We start from the raw sequence: 16,334 nt of genomic DNA, 5'->3' as shown, positions 1-16,334 counted from the left end.
TTCAGAATAACTTTTGCTGAATTGATTCGACAGAGGTCGAGTTGAATGGGTTGTTCCATCGAGCTTGAAGCGCCTTCAGTAGTCGAGGAAATTTTGTCTTTGCCTCAACATCAAAAATCGCATTTGCCAAATCAGAGTTTAAGCTTATATCTCCGCGCAATCCCGTAGGAAGCCCCCAACGAGGGGAGAGCATAGGATTGAGTTGAATTTTGGTAAGAAGGCGATGGCTATTTCTATCTTGGCGTCCTTCTGCCCGAAATACCAGCGAATAGCTGAGGGCCGAAGTTAAGCATTCTCTTGCAGAAGATGTAAGACTGTCTTCGTCAAAGCTAACCGCTAAAGGAGAGACTTCTGGGATTTTTAGCGCATAGCGCGCTGTGCGAAGAACCGTCGCCAATCGATCAATGGAAATTCGGGCGTTGTCAGATGAGATTCCGTAGTTGCAGTCATTCTCATACATGAAGTCTGCTGCTTCTTTGGTGGCGGTAGTTTGAATTTGCATGGGAATCGGCGGCCCATCTAAGAATCCTAAGCCTTTAAACGAAGCAATTTCGAATACTTGCCCTAAAAGAATTATTAAGCTTCGTGGGTTTCCGCAAGACATATCGACAAAGAGATCGAATCCCGCGTAAGGGATAGGGCGTCTAGCTTCACGGCATAGTTGTGCGAAGAGATCTATTTTGTAGTGCCCAAAGGCCGTCGCGTAAGATCCTCTCGCCGCAGTTTCAATAAAGCTGATGCATTCCTCTCGAATTTTTGCCGCTAAAGAAGGGGCGAATGCATTTTTTTTGTATTTCTTGCAAAAGAGTAGGATATTTAGCTTTTGAAGAATTAATGGAAGATCGCTGGTAAGCGTATGGGCGACGAGAGTTGGTTGCTCAACTAAATCTCGTTTGGTTGTGGCCGTGCGAAGAATTTCGGTGAAAGAGTCCACGAAGCCGTTATCTTTATCTTGCACGCCCACCTGCGCGAGAGCCAAATGATAAAAATCGTCTGTCTTAACTTCTTCAAAGAGTGCAGGTAGTTTTATTGAGTCCGCTCCACCCTTGATTTGAATTCCAAGGCGACGGAGAATAAATTCCCGGGCGAAGATTGGATATCGCTGGTTCTCTCGAAGAGTGCGATCCAAGTTTTCCACGTGATACTCTTGGCCTTCTCTATTTTCTTCTGCACCTCCGATAACTGAATAAGTCTTTACTGCATACAGTCGTCCGGAAATTCGAAATGAGGCTTTTCCTTCTCCGAAACGAAGTAGTGTATTTACCACTTCCTGTTGCAGTGGCGTAAAATTTTCAATCTCATCCAGCATGTAAATGAGGGATGCCTCTGCAAGAATGGGATGCAGCTTATCAATTGCGCGCTTTAGTGGTAAGGCGAGTTGCCCGATAAATATTGGGGTAGTCCATTGAAGATCGCCAGAAAATGCAGACGCTGCAATGGCGTCGTCAATATCTTCGCGTACGCCAACAAGCCAATGCAAAACGCCTCGAAGGTTAGATACTGCTCGAAGAGCAGGATCTCGCACTTGACGGCCTAGCTCTGCGACAAATTGTGTTTCACCTAGCTTTTCCCTTGGAGAGGTTTCTGCGACATTGCACAACGCCTCAAGAACCGCAATTGAAAGTTGTACTTCAAGGTATACGCCAAATAGTTGTTGCCAAGCGGATGGGGTGCCGGTAACTGCCTCAAATCTTGAAGAGTCAAGGGTCGAGGCCCGTAAAAATACTGCAAGATATTTAGTCGTCCCAATGATCGAGAGGCCAGTTTTCTTCTCTGGCGTCCTCTTTCTCACAACAGGATAAGAGTGATAACGCAGTAGATGGGTTTTGCCGGCACCTTTCCCCCCAAGGATGTATTTGGACATCTCGGAGTCCGGCTCAATAATTTTGGTGACAATTTTGTCTCCCAAGTCGACCCAGAGAGAATTTATTTGGTCATCGGTATAGTCAGAAGATTTAACCAATGAAAAAGGATTCGAGCTTAGTGCCTCGGTCATTTTAGTATCCGTAGCCGCTGTACTGTTTATCGAATCTTATAAATATTGGTCGCCAAGGTGATTTGATGCCTTCATCCCAAAAAATCGGAAGTGCGTTATCCGGAGTATTGTGGGAAAAGCCAATCATCAATTGGCCATCGGAGTAGCCTAGCTCGTTTTCCGGTTGAAGCTTGCGTCCATATTCTCTAGCCATCCTTTCAAAGTCTCCTCGCGAAAACCATTGAGGAGCGCTTGCGAGCATGCGAGATTCATCATGAAAAGCCTTGTAGGTCTCATCCATTTCAAACATGCAAGCGGCATTGCCATTGAAAAGCTTTTGACCATTTAGGCGATTCATTCCCTTTTTGGTTCCAAAGAGACAAAGGTATCGAAGCTCAATTGAGGGACAGTCCTTTCGAAAGGCTTTGACTCTGTCCGCTAGATAGCCCGAAGCTTGATCTCCAGATCCCACCAAATCGTCGAAGAAAACGAGCCGACTTACACCAACTGACTTCGTAACATATTTAATCGAAGCTTTGCCCGCCCGGTCGTGGACTATAGACGGCGTCATGGCATCCGCTATGTCGATAAAAAGATTTTTGCCAAGCCTATTCACTTGGCGAAAATAATAAAGTAGATGAGCGCCACTTTCGGAGGGGTTCCCAACGCCGATAAAGCGAGTGGCTGCTAATTCATGATTGAACAAGCTTTGCAAAATGGATTCGTTTCGTGTGTTTCCATAGTTTCTTCGAATGCGTTGAATCAGGGGCGCGCGAAATTGATCCCTATAAAGTGAGCGAAGCATTTCTCGCATCATTCGTTTGCTGAAATACATGAAACGAGTCAACGAAAATAATGTGAGCAACTCTTCCTTTTCCTTGTCGAAGACTTGACCATCGAAATTTTGCAACCAGCTTCCGACTGTGTCCCAGTCGATTTCATTGTCCCATGCTTGGCGAATTAGTATCCTAAGTCTGCGCTCAATCTCCTCCCGATCCATCCCTCACTCCTTACGAAATACGAGCACGGATTCTCGAGATATGACCGAAGCAGTTCTATTTCTTTTTGTCATAAGCCCCCGCGACTTGATGTGATCGACTAGAGATGCCTCGAGTTGAATGCCATTTCTTGCGAAAGCCTGCACAAGAAATTCGTCGTTCCGAAGCGTATGGCCGGCTACTTGATTGTTTCCAATAACAATAACGGCCCGTCCTTTAGGTTTTAAAACTCGGGACATTTCTGTAACGGCCTCAGTCATTTCGATAAGGTAGCGAGCGGTTATCTCGGCGCGAATTTTATTTTTCTTGCGCACCATTTCGATAATCTTTGAGTATTCCTCGGGGAGGGGCAGCAATATATTTTGATTTTCGCGGAAAACTGCTACGTGCTCCCGCCCAATCGATCGACTCTCTAACCCAGCTAGTTCTTTGGGTCCTGCTAGTTGCAGCCAATTTAGCGATAAACTGGTCGCTCGAATGTATTTTTGTGCGCTTCCGTATGGAGGTGAAGTGATTATCAGCGGGACCGATGCGGATCGTAAGCGCTTTCCGTTGAGTCTTAAGTCGCGAGCGTCGTGGCCGACGATACGCGCGCTCGTGCGATTCGGGTGACTTTTGTTTGTTTCGTCTATTCTTTGAACGCACTGCAATGCATGTCGAAAAAACTCCTCAATGGGATTGGCATTGGAGAGCCAGTCAAGTCGAACAAGGATTTTTTTATTTGCAGCAGCGCTGAGACGTTCTTTAGGGCGCAGTCTCACCGGAACGCTAACCGCAGGGTCGGCGTAGCTTAGTTTTCGTGCGATGGCCGAAAAACACACCTCCAAAAAATCTACTACGATTTGATCTGACTCCTCTCGGATCGCACGAAGTATTCGCTCCAAAACCTTCTTGGTTGAGCTGGAGTACCAAAGGTGACTGTTAACTATATCGATCTCTGGAGCGCTTCGAAATTTCCGTGCCCGAGCCACAGTTCGGTCAATGGCCTCAACGAGAGTCTTGATTAAATACGGCTCAGTTTTAACGCGGGTAAGTGCGATACTTAGTGGATTCGCATCAGCGACTAACGATCGATATCCAGCAACCGAGCCTTCTAGCGCCACAGTGCCGGAACCACAGAATGGATCGAGAACTGATGCTCCATCTTGCTTTATTGTGCTGGCTCGCAGAAAGAAATGCGCGATATGGGGGAGGAGCTTAGCTGGGTACGGGTGAAGATGATGGGTGAGTTGATCGCCCATGCGTAGCCAACTGACCATCGCACGGAAGTCCACCTCTACCGCGGTGCCAGTACGCTGATAGTTTTCGACAAGCTGCTCATATGCGGCTGTGGTGTCTATCAAGGTCCCGGCGTGGCGCTCAGGAACGTAGATTGGTCGTTGTTTGACTGGCGAAAGCATGTTTTTACAGGTGGCCTCTAAGTAGGGCCAGATGCCAGAATTTCTCCCGCCATAGCCTTACCTTCCCTCTCGGGCGTTGTGGTGAGGAAAATTTTCAATCGCATCATATAGGGCCACTAGAGTGATATCGAACGATCTTTAGCTTTCATGGCAGGCGCGAATTTTTTTAACGCTCAAGCTCTTGAGCGCGTCAAACGATAGCTTCCGGTGTCACGCCGATTCCAGCGAGGTCTTCGAAGGGGAAAGTGTTCTCCCGCATGGGTTGTTCCAACGTGGAACGTGGCGTCCACATCCAGGGAAGTTTGTGACCGGACCATGGGCATGGTGGACGGGGCAGTCACTCGAACGCCTGGATATTCGAAGGGGTCGGCCTACCAACAATATTCCGTACGACTTCGCACTGCTCCTCGACCCGTGCATGCAGCAGTCCTAGGGATACCGCAACGAACCGCTGCAATGAGCTGCGCTGACATGCGTTGAGCACGGGGGCGGGGCTCGTGTCGGAGGACGAAGCATCATGCCGTTCCTCATCCCATTGCAGTAGTTGAACCAGCAACTGCGCACCGTGCACCACATCGCGCGCATCATTCAAAAAGGCAGCGCGGTGGTGCAGGGATAGTTCGAGCCCTTCGCATGGAATCCATTCAAAGGGCTTGAACTGTGTGTGAGAGCGATAGGGAATGCGACCGTCGCCGGTCGTGTTGGAGTCGTCGGCCATAAGCCTCCAAGGATGTCGATTTGCAACAACCGACGCGCTCGACGCCAATCGAGGGCGGCAGCTCGAACGGGTTGGCGTACCGGGACATCCTTGCGGAAACCGGCAGGGCGCGAGCCCTCCCGTCCGAGCCGCCTAAAGGGGCGCGAACGAGAAAGCCGCAGACCAGTGCGGTAGCTGCGGCTTTCGTCGCAGGATGTCTTCGGGACGCCAATCCCGGCCCCGCTCATCACGAGGCGAGGGCAATGTACGCGCTCATGACAAAGGCAGTCAAGCCTTCCATCCGATGCCGCAAGGGTGTCTGCATCGACGCGGCACCCTGTCACCCATTTGCTCCTCATCCCACCCCGCCTCGCTATCCTTCCGCTCGCCATTCACTTCAAGAAAAGGGGACCCTCATGAATCAACCTTCCTCACTCATCTTCTCGCTGCGCTCCATCGCGCTGGCCTGCACCTTCGCCCTCGGCGCCGCGACCGCCGCCCATGCCGCGCCCGACGCCAAGCTGCTCGCCGCGGCCGAGAAGGCGCAGCCGGCGGTGATCGAGAACCTCAAGGAGATGGTGCTGATCGAGTCGGGCAGCCTCAATGTCGACGGGCTGATGAAGATGGCCGACGTGGTGGAAGGCCGGCTCAAGGCGGCCGGCTTCAAGGTCGAGCGGCGCAAGGCGACGGCCGGGGCGGGGGCCGACATCGTGATCGGCACGATGAAGGGCAACGGCAAGCGCAAGATCATGCTGCAGGGCCACATGGACACGGTCTACCAGCCCGGCATCCTGAACTCGCAGCCCTACAAGGTCGACGGCAACCGCATCTACGGGCCCGGCATCGCGGACGACAAGGGCGGGCTGGCGGTGATGATGGCCTCGCTCAAGATCCTGGCCGACGCGGGCTGGCGCGACTACGACACGCTCACGGTGCTGATGAATCCCGACGAGGAAGTGGGCTCGGTGGGTTCGGGCGAGCTGATCGCGACCACGGCCGACCTGCACGACACGGTGCTGTCGTTCGAGCCGACGGCGGCGAAGTCGGTGGTGAAGGGCGAATCGCTGCTGCTCGGCGCGGCCGGCATCGCGCAGGCCACGCTCGAGGTGAAGGGCCGCGCCTCGCACGCGGGCGCGGCGCCCGAACTGGGCCGCAATGCGTTGTACGAACTCTCGTACCAGATGCTGCAGACCAAGGATCTCGCGAAGGACATCCCGGGCGTGACGCTCAACTGGACGGTGGCGCGCGCGGTGGGCCCGATCAACCAGATTACCGAGAAGGCGCAGGCGCTCGGCGACGTGCGCATCACCGAGCCGGGCGCGGAGAAGAAGCTCGACGCGGCACTGCAGGCGAAGATCGCGAGCGGCAAGCTGATTCCCGACACCGAGACCACAGTGAAGGTGGAGGTGGGCCGCCCGGCCTTCGTGGCGGGAGAGAAGGGCCGCGCGCTGGCCGAGAAGGCGCAGGCGATCTACAAGGAGATCGACCGCGAACTCGCGCTCACGCCGATGACCGGCGGCGGCACCGACGCAGGCTACGCGGGGCGCTCGGGCAAGGCGACGGTGGTCGAGAGCTTCGGCCTCGCGGGCTTCGGCTACCACGCGCGCGACGAGTACATCGAGGTCGACTCGATCGTGCCGCGGCTGTACCTCGTGACGCGGTTGCTGACGGAGATCGGCAAGGGCACCTGAGCGAGCGCACTGGTCGCGCCGAAAACTGAAGGCGCATGCGAAGGGTTCTCTTCGCATGCGCTTTTTTTCATTGTGTTGAAGGTCGCGCCTGGTCGGCGGCCTGGGGCCGATGGATCGACATCGACGTGGCGGCCCGGCAGTGGCTGTCAAGTCACTCGGGGCAAGAGGAATCGGTCATGTGCTGCAGGGTGTCGGCGGCTGGCACCCAGGCTCTGAGCACGTCTTCGAAAGCCGTCGGGTCATGCGTCGTCTTGCGGTCGTCTTGGACGATGTATCGGTCGTAGTTCCACTCATCGTATTGCCAGCCGTCTCGGAGGACGAAACGGCGGAACTCGAAGTCCAGTATTCCCACATCGACCATGTCGAGTTCAGGTAGCGCCGCTCCTCACGCGGCACGCCCGGTTTCGGGATGGGCCGGATACGAACGAAGCATGTTTCGCCGGTATCCGTTGTCGGCAGCCGCGCGGCAACTTGGTCACCGGCATTGAGGAAGTTGGCGATGCGCGTCGACAGCATTGCGAAGCCCAGGTTGGGCTCGCTATTCTGGCCGACGTTGCCAACGATGCGGTAGCGGCTTCTCGCCGTGATGCCTAACGCTCACTCGCCCACAGCGTCGTCCGGCCGGGTCCTTACTGCTGTCGCTGGTCGCCCGGCGGGCGGTTGCGGTGCGCGGCGGCCTGGGCTTGTGCCTGGGCCTGCGCTTGAGCCTGCGCCTGCCGTTGCTGCATCTGCTGGGCCTGTTGCTGCTGGCGCTGCGCGGCCTGCTGCTGAGCCTGTTGGGCCTGCTGTTGTTGGCGCTGCATCGCCTGCTGCTGGGCTTGCTGGGCCTGTTGCTGCTGGCGTTGCATGGCTTGCTGCTGCGCCTGTTGAGCCTGCTGCTGTTGCCGCTGCATGGCCTGCTGCTGGGCTTGTTGCTGGGCCTGTTGCGCTTGCTGCTGCTGGCGACGGATCTGCTCCTGTTGCTGCTGGGCCTGCTGTTGCTGGCGTTGCGCGGCCTGTTGTTGCTGCTGCTGTTGTTGCTGCATCTGCTGGCGCCGCGCCTGTTCCTGCTGCTGGGTCTGCTGGGCGGCCTGCTGCTGTTGCTGCCGTGCCTGGTTCTGCGCGACCTGCTGCTGTTGGCGGGCCTGGTTCTGCTGGGCTTGCTGTTGCTGCTCCTGCTGGCGACGGACCTGTTCCTGCTGCGCCTGCTGTTGCTGCTGCTGCCTGCGGCCCTGGTCTTGCTGAGCCTGCTGTTGCTGGCGTCGCGCCTGTTCCTGCGCCTGTTGTTGCTGTTGTTGTTGTTGGCGTCGCGCCTGTTCCTGCTGCGCCTGCTGCTGGCCGGCCTGGTTCTGGGCCAGCTGCTGCTGGCGACGAGCCTGCTCCTGCTGCGCTTGCTGCTGCTGCGCCTGCTGGCGCGCGGCCTGGGCCTGCTGGGCTTGCTGCTCGCGCGTCTGCTGTTGCGTCATCAACTGCTGGCGCCGCGCCTGGTCCTGCTGAGCCTGTTGTTGCGCCTGTTGTTGATGCGCCTGCTGCTGCATCTGCTGCTGGCGCGCCAGGGCCTGCTGCTGGGCTTGTTGCTGCGCCTGTTGCTGGCTCTGCAACTGCTGCGCGTGTTGCTGCTGCTGTTGCTGCATCTGCAGCTGACGCGCCTGTTGCTGCTGCGCGAGCAGCGCGGCGGCCTGCTGTTGCTGGGCCTGCTGCTGCTGCATCGCGAAGTTGGGCGACTGCCCCGGATGCGCGGCCTGCCAGGCTGCCACGCCCGCGTCGCCGCGCGGGCGGTCACGGTCGCGGCCGCCACCGTTGTTGTTGTAGACGTTGTTGACGACGGTGGTCGAGCGCGAGACGTAGGTGTTGTTGTTGTAGACCACGGCCGGGCGATAGGCCGGCGGCGGCGGCGCGGCGCGCTGATAGTCGCGGTCGCGCGGACGGCCCCAGTTCACGTTCCAGGAGTTCCAACCCCAGCCATGGCGCTCGAGCGCCGAGGCCACGACCACGCCGGCACCGAAGGCCAGCACGCCGGCCGTGGCGACCTGGGCACCGCTGTAGCCGCGGTCGACGTACACGGGCTGCGGCGGGGGCGTGTAGGCATAGCCGGGGTAGGCGGCCACGGGCTCGCCGTAGATCTGCTGCGGGTTGTAGCTGGGCACGTAGACCACGTCGGGCTGCGCCTGCTGGATGGTGATGAGCTGCTGCGGCGGTTCGACGATGAGCGGGCCCGCATAGGCGCCCTGCGGATCGGGCGCGGGCGTGTAGTTGGCCGGCGCCGCGGCGGTGGCGACCTTGAGCTTGTCGTTGTTCTTGAGCCGGCCGGCCTTGGAGGCGCGCTGACGCATGACCTGGATGGCGTTCATCACGTCGGCCGGGTCGTTGTAGTAGGCCTTGCCCAGTGCCTCGGTCCAGGGCAGGTTGCCGGCCATCTGGTCCATCACGTTGCGGAAGGCGGTCAGCGACTTGACGCTCGGGTCCCAGGGCTGCTGGTTGACGGCATCGGCGAGGGCGCCGGCCTTGAGCGTGGGGTTCTGCTTGAGCCAGTCCTGCGCGGCGGTGATCTGCTCGGGATAAGTGGCACCGGCCAGCACCTGCGCCACGAGCTTGTCGGGGTACAGCGCGATGGGGGCGACCATCTGGTAGAGCTCCTCGGCCGCGGGTGGCACGTAGGCCACCGGCATAGGGGCCGCGGGTGCCGGTGCTGCGGCGGCGGGCACGGAGGCCGCTGCCTGGGGCGCGGGTGCGGCGGCGTTCTGCGCGGCGGGGGTCTCGGACTTGTCGCAGCCCGCGAGCACCAATGCTGCGGTGCACAGCGACAGCGTGAGTGCACGCGCGAGGGGGGTGTGATTGGAGGGGATCATCCTGGCCTTCCTGGGGCGCTGTTGGAGCACCCGCTCGTACAGAACGGGTGCCGCAACTCGAGCGATGACGAAGCATGGCCCGAGGATGCAACGGGCTGTGTCGTCTGCCGGGCGCTGGCCGGGTAGGAACAGGCCTGTCAAGAAAGGTGAAGGGCCGGTGAATACCGGCCCCTTGCTCCCAGTCAGCTCGCGGTCAGTGCCGCGGCGTGCGGCTGTCGGCTACTTCGCGCCGCCGGTGTACTTGGTGACGCTGCTCGCGCTCACGTGGTAGCCGCTCACGCCCATCATCGAATCGTTGCGCAGGGTCTGCAGCTTGCCCGTGACCCACACGGTGTCCATGGCGCGGAACTTGGCGCCCTTCTGCGGCACCACGTGCAGGATCTGGTTGGCCGGCGGCGGCGGGGTGTGGATGCAGGCGCCGAAGTAGGGCACGAGCAGGAACTCGGTGACCTCGCCCTTGGCTTCCTCGAGCGGCACGATGAAGCCGGGGATCTTCACCTCCACGCCGTTCATCGCGGGATTGGTCGGCGCGTTGTTCGACACCTCCTGCATCTTCATCAGCAGCTCGTTGGCGCGCGGGTCGCCATCGTCGAGGGCGCTCAGGTCCATGCCCTTGAACTCCTTCGACGGGTCCCAGTCCTTGGGCACGAGTTCTTCCCAGGTGATCTGGCGCGGCTGGCCGGCCGGGGCCTTGGCGGTGGCCGCGGGCGCGGCCTTGCCGCCGAGCGGGTTGGTGGCGGTGGTGTCCTTGGGCGCGGGCTCGGCGGCCCAGGCGGCGGCCGCGAGGCTGGCGCCGGCCATCAGCAGGGCGAAGCGCTTCGAGGCCTGGACGGCGGAATGGGGAGTCTTTGCGTGGCGCATGGGATCAGATCCTCGGTGAAAGCCCGTCGGCGAGCGAGAGCCGGTAGGCGCGAATGCCGGGCAGCAGGCTCGCCAGCCAGCCGGCGGCCAGCAGGCTCGCGAGCAGCAGCCATTCGTTCAGTGTAGGTTCGGAAAGCCGCAATGTCAGCCCGAACTGCGACTGCAGCCAGGGCGCGAGCCCGGCGATGCCCAGCACCGCCATCAGCACGCCCACGACCACGCCGAGCACGGTGACCAGCGCGCCCTCGAGCGCGAGCAGCGCCAGCACGTGGCGCAGGCCCGCGCCCACGGCGCGCAGCACGGCGAGTTCGCGCCGCCTTTCGTTGAGGCCGGCCATCACCACCGACACCAGGCCCGCGAGGCTCACGAGCGCGACCAGGCCCGACATCAGCAGCAGCGCGTTCTCGCCCACGCCGATCACGCTCCAGAGTTCGTCGAGCGCCACGCCGGGCAGGATCGCCATCAGCGGCTCGCCGGTGTAGGTGGAGATCCAGCGCTGCACCGAGAACACGGCGGCGCGGTTCTTCAGGCCCACGAGCGCGGCCGTCACGTTCTTGGGCGTGAGGTCGAACTTGCGCACCTGGTCGGCCGGGATCTTCACGCCGGGCATGGGCGCGCCGCCCACCCATTCGAGGTGGATCGCCTCCATGGCCGCGAGACCGATGTGCACCGTGCGGTCGACCGGCGTGCCGGTGCGCGCGAGCACGCCCACCACGGTGAAGGGCTTGTCGGCATGCTCGGCCACGTTGAGCTCGCCGCTGCCGTGCGCCAGCGTGATCTTCTGGCCCACGTGGTAGCCGAGCTTGTCGGCCACCTCGGCGCCGACCACGGCGTCGAACAGCTCGCTGAAGGGCTTGCCCTCGCGCAGCGCGAGCGACTGGCGGTCGCCGTAGCGAAAGCGCGTGAAGTACTCGGGCGAGGTCGCGAGCACGGCGAAGCCGCGGTGCGAATCGCCGAGCGACAGTGGCACCACCCAGTCGACGCCGGGGTGCGCCTGCAGCGCCTGCACGCTCTTCCACGCAATGTTGTTGGTGGCCGCGCCGATGCGGAACACGGAGTACAGCAGCAGTTGCGTGGAGCCGGTGCGCGCGCCCACGATCAGGTCGGTGCCCGAGACCGAGGACGCGAAGTTTTCGCGCAGCTCGGTGCGGATGCGCTCGACGCCCAGCAGGAGGAAGGTCGACAGCGCGATCGAGAACACGGTGAGCGCGAGCGTGAAGCGGCGGTTCCAGGCGCTGCGCCAGGCGATGGAGAACAGGGCCTTCATGCGTCGGTCGCCATCGTCGCGCTCGAGGCGCGGTTGATCTCGGGCAGCAGCACATGGCGCGCGAAGCGCTGCGCGATGCGCTGGTCATGGCTCACGAACACCAGCGCGCTGTCGTTCTCGGCGCAGGCGGTGAGCAGCACGTCGAGGAAGGCTTCGCGCCGGTCTTCGTCGAGCGCGGAGGTGGGCTCGTCGGCGATCACCACCTCGGGCTGGCCGATGAGCGCGCGCGCCGCTGCCACGCGCTGCTGCTGGCCCACCGAGAGCTGCATGGCCTGGCGCTGCCAGAGCTTGCGGTCCAGGCCCATCTGGTCGAGCAGGTGCTCGGCTTCCTCGCGCGCGCCGCGCTGGCGCGAGGCCTGCTCGCGGCGCCGTGCCGAGAAGCGGCAGGGCAGCAGCACGTTGTCGACCACGCTCAGATAGGGCAGCAGGTTGAACTGCTGGAAGATGTAGCCCACGTGCGCCACGCGGCAGCGGTCGCGCGCGGCGCCCGAGAGCTTGGACCAGTCGTGGCCCAGCAGGCACACGCGGCCCTCGTCGGCCACCAGCACGCCGGCCAGCAGCGACAGCAGGGTGCTCTTGCCGCAGCCGCTGGGGCCATGCAGGAACACCGATTCGCCGGCCGTGATGCGGAAGGCCTCGATGTCGATGCAGGGCGTGGCGCTGCCGGGCCAGGAGAAGCGCAGCGATTCGGCCGAGAGCACCACGCGCAGCGGCGTGGATTCGGCCTGCGAAGGAAGGCTCACGACCTCACTTGCCCCAGGTCAGGCGGGCCGGCTGCGCGGCTTGCGCTCCGGCGGGGCGTTTGAGCTGGCGCTTGAACTGGCCTTGCGCGGAAGCGATCTGCGCATCGATCTGACGCGTGCCCTTGAAGGCGGCGAACAGGCCGATGTCGATGTACTTGGCGGCGGCCGCGTTGGCGCAGTTGAACGAGAAGGTGGCGTCGAGGTCGGCATGGCCCTCGGGCTCGCTGGCATCGGGCTTGCCGAGGCCGAGCGCGCTGGAGCGCAGGTCGACCGGGCCGAGCTTGCAGCTTGCGGCGGGATCGATGGCGAACAGCTTGTCGGCCGCGCGCAGCTGGGCCACGGCATCCTCGACGGTCTTCTTCTCGGCATCGGTCTTGGGTGCGCGCTCGAAGCCGACGATGTTGTCGAGCGGCGACTCCATATCGATCACGACCGTGGGGCCGTCGATGGCGACGTCGAGCTTGATCTGGCCGTGCACGTGGGCGTGCTGCTGCTGGGCCTGCGCGGCGGCGAACGGGGCCGAGGCAAGCAGCGCGAGGGCGGCGGAAGCGAGGATGCGTCGGAGAGCGCGTCGGTCGGTGCTGGATCGGGTCAGGGTCATGGTTGGGCGCCTTGCCGGGTCGGCAGCCCCGGGGTGTTGCTCCATTCGCTCCAGCTGCCGGCATAGAGCGCGGCCGTTCCGAGCCCCGCGATGCGCATCGCGAGCAGATTGGGAACGGCGCTCACGCCGCTGCCGCACTGGTGGACGACCGTCGCCGGATCGCGGCCTTCGAGCAGCGTTTCGAACTCGGCGCGCAGTTGCGCGGCGGGCTTGAACTTGCCGTCGGGACCGAGGTTCTCGGCGAAGGGGCGGTTGAGTGCCCCGGGGATGTGACCGGCGATCGGGTCCAGAGGTTCCACCTCGCCGCGATAGCGTGCACCGGCCCGCGCGTCGATCAGGTTCTGGTCAGGCTGGCCCAGCCGGCGCACCACGGTGTCGGTGGTGACGAGGCGCACCAGCGGTTCGCCCATGACGAAGTTCGACTGGAAGCGCGCGGGCTCCTCGCGGTCGGTGACCTCGCCGCCCGTGGCCTGCCAGCCCTGCAGGCCGCCGTCGAGCACGGCCACGGCGTCGTGGCCCATCCACTTGAGCATCCACCACAGGCGCCCGCAGTAGTTGGCGCCGTTGCGGTCGTAGACCACGGCCTGCATGTCGTTCGAGAAGCCGATGCCGCTGAGCCAGGCCGCGAAGCGCTCGCGGCTGGGCAGCGGATGGCGCCCGCCCGAGGCCGGCACGCCGTCTTCCTGCGCCACCACCACCTCGCCATGCGCGCCGGGCACGCCATGCTTGGCGCTGAGGTCGGTGTCGAGGTCGGCATGCAGCGCGCCCGGGATGTGCGAGGCCGCGTACTGCTGGGCGCCCGACTCGGGCTTCATGAGGTCGAAGCTGCAGTCGAACACCATGAGCGGCGTGCCGGCGGCCTGCAGGGCGCGCAGCTCATCGGCGGAAACGAGGGTGGTGAAGGTCATGGCGAAGAACTCCTGGACGCATGGGCCGCGCAATAGTTGCGGCGGATGTGAAGGGGACTGCGAGCCGGCCTCAATGTTCCTCGGCCGGCGCCTGTGGCACTGTACGCTGACGCAACACGGTTGCGGCAACGCCGCTCGCGATGATGAGCGCCATGCCGGTCCAGCCGGCGGCGTCGATGCGGTCGTCGAACAGCACCACGCTGTAGAAGGCCGCGAAGATGATGCCCGAGTACTGCAGGTTGGCCACCACCAGGGTGCCGCTCTCGGTCTTGGCGGTGGCGTAGGCGCGGGTCATGCAAAGCTGTCCGAGGGCCGCCAGCAGGCCGATCGGCAGCAGCCACAGGCCGTGGCGCCAGTTCCATTCCGAAAAGCCCGTGAAGGCCGTGGCCAGCGCCCCGGCCACGGCCGAGCCGAGCGCGAAATAGAACACCGTGCGCATCTCGGGCTCGCCGATGCGCGAGAGCGCCACCACCTGCATGTAGGCGAAGGCGGCGGTCAGGCCCGACAGCAGGCCCAGCAGGCCGGCGAAGCCCTGGCTCGAATCCACGCTGGGCTTGAGCATCAGCACCACGCCGGCGAAGCCGGTGAGCACGGTCAGCACCAGCGGCGCCTGCAGCGGCGGACGCGAGACGCGGCCGTCGCGGCCCGGCACCGGCATCCAGGCCAACAGCGCGCCGCCGACCAGGAAGGCGGCGATCCAGACGCTGCTCATGTAGTTGAGGGTGACGGCCGTGGCCAGCGGCATGTGGGCGATGGCATAGAACCACGCGCCCAGCGAGACCACGCCGATCAGGCTGCGCCAGGCATGCATGCCGGGGTATTGGGTGGCGAGCGAGACGCCGCGGCTGCGCGCGAGCAGCCACAGGAAGACGATGCCGATGACGCCGCGCCAGAGCACCATCTCGCCGCTGGTGAACCAGGCCGAGGCGATCTTCACGGCCACGCCCATGGAGGCGAACAAAAAGGCGCCGAGCACCATCCAGAGCGCTTGCATCGTCTTGACTTCTTACAAAAGAAAAATAGCTGAAACGCCCGCCAACCGGGCGCATTCAGCTATCAAGAGAATAGCAGGAAACGGAACCGAAGCAGCGGCTTCGGCGCCTCAGCCGGCGGCCTGCAGCTCGCGCCGGTACCACTCGTGGAACTGCTGCATGCCGTCTTCCATCGGGCTCTGGTAGGGACCGGTCTCGTTGTCGCCGCGCAGCATCAGCGCGCGGCGGCCGGCGTCCATGCGCTCGGCGATCTCGTCGTCTTCCACGCAGGTCTCCATGTAGGCGGCACGCTGGGCCTCGACGAACTCGCGCTCGAAGGCGACGATTTCCTCGGGGTAGAAGAACTCCACCATGTTGAGCGTCTTGGTGGGGCTGACCGGGTGCAGGGTCGAGACCGTGAGCACGTGCGGATACCACTCGATCATCACGTGCGGGTAGTAGGTGAGCCAGATCGCGCCGTACTTGGGCGGCTTGCCCTCGCGGTACTGCAGCAGCTGTTCCTGCCATTTCTGGTAGACCGGGCTGCCCGCGCGGCCCAGGCGGTTGGCCACGCCCACGGTCTGCACCGAGTAGTTGCGGTTGAACTCCCAGCGCAGGTCGTCGCAGGTGACGAAGCTGCCCAGGCCCGGGTGGAACGGGCCGACGTGGTAGTCCTCGAGGTAGACCTCGATGAAGGTCTTCCAGTTGTAGTTGCACTCGTGCAGTTCGACGTGGTCGAGCGCGAAGCCCTCGAACGAGAGGTCGGCGCGCGGGCCCAGGCCGGCCATGTCGGCCGCGATGTCGCGGCCGTTGGCCTCGAACAGCAGGCCGTTCCATTCGGTGAGCGGGTAGTTGTGCAGGTTCAGGCAGGGGTCCTGCGCGAAATGCGGGGCGCCGATCAGCGTGCCGGTGGTGCGCGCGTCGGCCGCGGCATAGGTCCAGCGGTGCAGCGGGCAGACGATGTTGCCGCCGGTGCGCGCGTCGAGTTCGCCGCGGCCCTGCAGGATCACGGCCTGGCGGTGGCGGCAGACGTTGGAGATCAGTTCCACGCCCTTGGGCGTGTGGACCAGCGCGCGGCCCTGGTGCTCGTGGGGCAGCGTGTGGAAGTTGCCGGCCTCCGGCACGGCAAGGCGGTGGCCGACATAGCGTGGGCCACGGGCAAAGAGCGTTTCCATCTCGCGGGCGAAGAGCGCCTCGTCGAAATACGCGGAAACCGGAAGTTGGCTCGTGGCCTGCTGCAGTTGAAGACTTAAATCAGACATGGAGGACCTGACCAAGCTCCCCACAGGGAGGAAAACAAAATTGAAACGGAAGGTACCGACGACAGGAGAGGCGTGTCGGCCCGAGAGTTGCGCCGGCGTGACCGGCTGGGGGAGGGGGATTGTACCCGGGGG

General features: G+C 62.2%; 14 protein-coding genes. 1 reads left to right on the top strand and 13 read right to left on the bottom strand.

What is annotated here, in order from left to right; genetic code table 11:
* Position 1: 1 nt before the first annotated feature.
* The 4 genes from AC07PU_RS09835 to AC07PU_RS09820 all read right to left on the bottom strand — a co-directional run bounded on the left by AC07PU_RS09835 (position 2) and on the right by AC07PU_RS09820 (position 5,091).
* Entirely contained in the window at positions 2–1,996 is a 1,995-nt protein-coding gene (locus AC07PU_RS09835; RefSeq protein ID WP_495317071.1) for an ORC-CDC6 family AAA ATPase, read from the bottom strand.
* A 1-nt stretch (position 1,997) separates the two neighbouring features.
* Positions 1,998–2,975, bottom strand: a complete 978-nt coding sequence (locus AC07PU_RS09830; RefSeq protein ID WP_495317069.1) for a phosphoribosyltransferase-like protein — start codon at positions 2,973–2,975, stop codon at positions 1,998–2,000.
* A gap of 3 nt (positions 2,976–2,978) precedes the next feature.
* Positions 2,979–4,316: a DNA adenine methylase gene (locus AC07PU_RS09825; protein ID WP_495317068.1), complete on the bottom strand. Its 1,338-nt coding sequence runs from the start codon at positions 4,314–4,316 to the stop codon at positions 2,979–2,981.
* A gap of 394 nt (positions 4,317–4,710) precedes the next feature.
* Positions 4,711–5,091 (bottom strand): hypothetical protein, encoded by a 381-nt coding sequence (locus tag AC07PU_RS09820; protein WP_495317065.1) that lies wholly within the window; start codon positions 5,089–5,091, stop codon positions 4,711–4,713.
* Positions 5,092–5,486: 395 nt separating this feature from the next.
* On the opposite strand from AC07PU_RS09820, the gene AC07PU_RS09815 reads away from it, so the two are divergent.
* Positions 5,487–6,761, top strand: a complete 1,275-nt coding sequence (locus AC07PU_RS09815) for a M20/M25/M40 family metallo-hydrolase (protein WP_495317062.1) — start codon at positions 5,487–5,489, stop codon at positions 6,759–6,761.
* A 151-nt stretch (positions 6,762–6,912) separates the two neighbouring features.
* Here AC07PU_RS09815 and AC07PU_RS09810 read toward each other — a convergent pair whose 3' ends face one another.
* The 9 genes from AC07PU_RS09810 to AC07PU_RS09770 form a co-directional block, all read right to left on the bottom strand.
* Complete coding sequence (locus AC07PU_RS09810) at positions 6,913–7,122, bottom strand: hypothetical protein (protein ID WP_495317059.1); 210 nt, start codon at positions 7,120–7,122, stop codon at positions 6,913–6,915.
* 268 nt (positions 7,123–7,390) lie between these two features.
* Positions 7,391–9,589 (bottom strand): DUF3300 domain-containing protein, encoded by a 2,199-nt coding sequence (locus AC07PU_RS09805; RefSeq protein ID WP_495317057.1) that lies wholly within the window; start codon positions 9,587–9,589, stop codon positions 7,391–7,393.
* 219 nt (positions 9,590–9,808) lie between these two features.
* The gene (locus AC07PU_RS09800) at positions 9,809–10,450 is read right to left on the bottom strand and encodes a DUF3299 domain-containing protein (RefSeq protein WP_495317055.1); all 642 of its coding nucleotides are present in this window, start codon (positions 10,448–10,450) and stop codon (positions 9,809–9,811) included.
* Between the two features lie 4 nt (positions 10,451–10,454).
* Positions 10,455–11,717, bottom strand: coding sequence for an ABC transporter permease (locus AC07PU_RS09795; RefSeq protein ID WP_490875883.1), 1,263 nt, complete (start codon positions 11,715–11,717; stop codon positions 10,455–10,457).
* Complete coding sequence (locus AC07PU_RS09790; protein ID WP_208508806.1) at positions 11,714–12,460, bottom strand: ABC transporter ATP-binding protein; 747 nt, start codon at positions 12,458–12,460, stop codon at positions 11,714–11,716. The genes AC07PU_RS09795 and AC07PU_RS09790 overlap by 4 nt, the downstream gene beginning before the upstream one ends.
* 4 nt (positions 12,461–12,464) lie before the next feature.
* Positions 12,465–13,061, bottom strand: coding sequence for a DUF2796 domain-containing protein (locus tag AC07PU_RS09785; protein WP_208508805.1), 597 nt, complete (start codon positions 13,059–13,061; stop codon positions 12,465–12,467).
* Entirely contained in the window at positions 13,058–13,969 is a 912-nt protein-coding gene (locus AC07PU_RS09780) for a sulfurtransferase (protein WP_296781646.1), read from the bottom strand. Before AC07PU_RS09780 ends, AC07PU_RS09785 begins: the two co-directional genes overlap by 4 nt.
* Before the next feature lie 70 nt (positions 13,970–14,039).
* Positions 14,040–14,963 carry a DMT family transporter gene (locus AC07PU_RS09775; protein ID WP_177239455.1) on the bottom strand — a complete coding sequence of 308 codons (924 nt, stop codon included), beginning with the start codon at positions 14,961–14,963 and terminating at the stop codon, positions 14,040–14,042.
* 108 nt (positions 14,964–15,071) lie between these two features.
* A complete protein-coding gene (locus tag AC07PU_RS09770; protein ID WP_057589543.1) occupies positions 15,072–16,202 on the bottom strand; it encodes an aromatic ring-hydroxylating oxygenase subunit alpha in 1,131 nt (376 codons plus the stop codon).
* Between the last annotated feature and the right edge of the window lie 132 nt (positions 16,203–16,334).

The organism is Variovorax sp. GW821-FHT10D07 (assembly GCF_059415325.1).
This window is presented reverse-complemented; position numbering and strand designations above follow the sequence as displayed.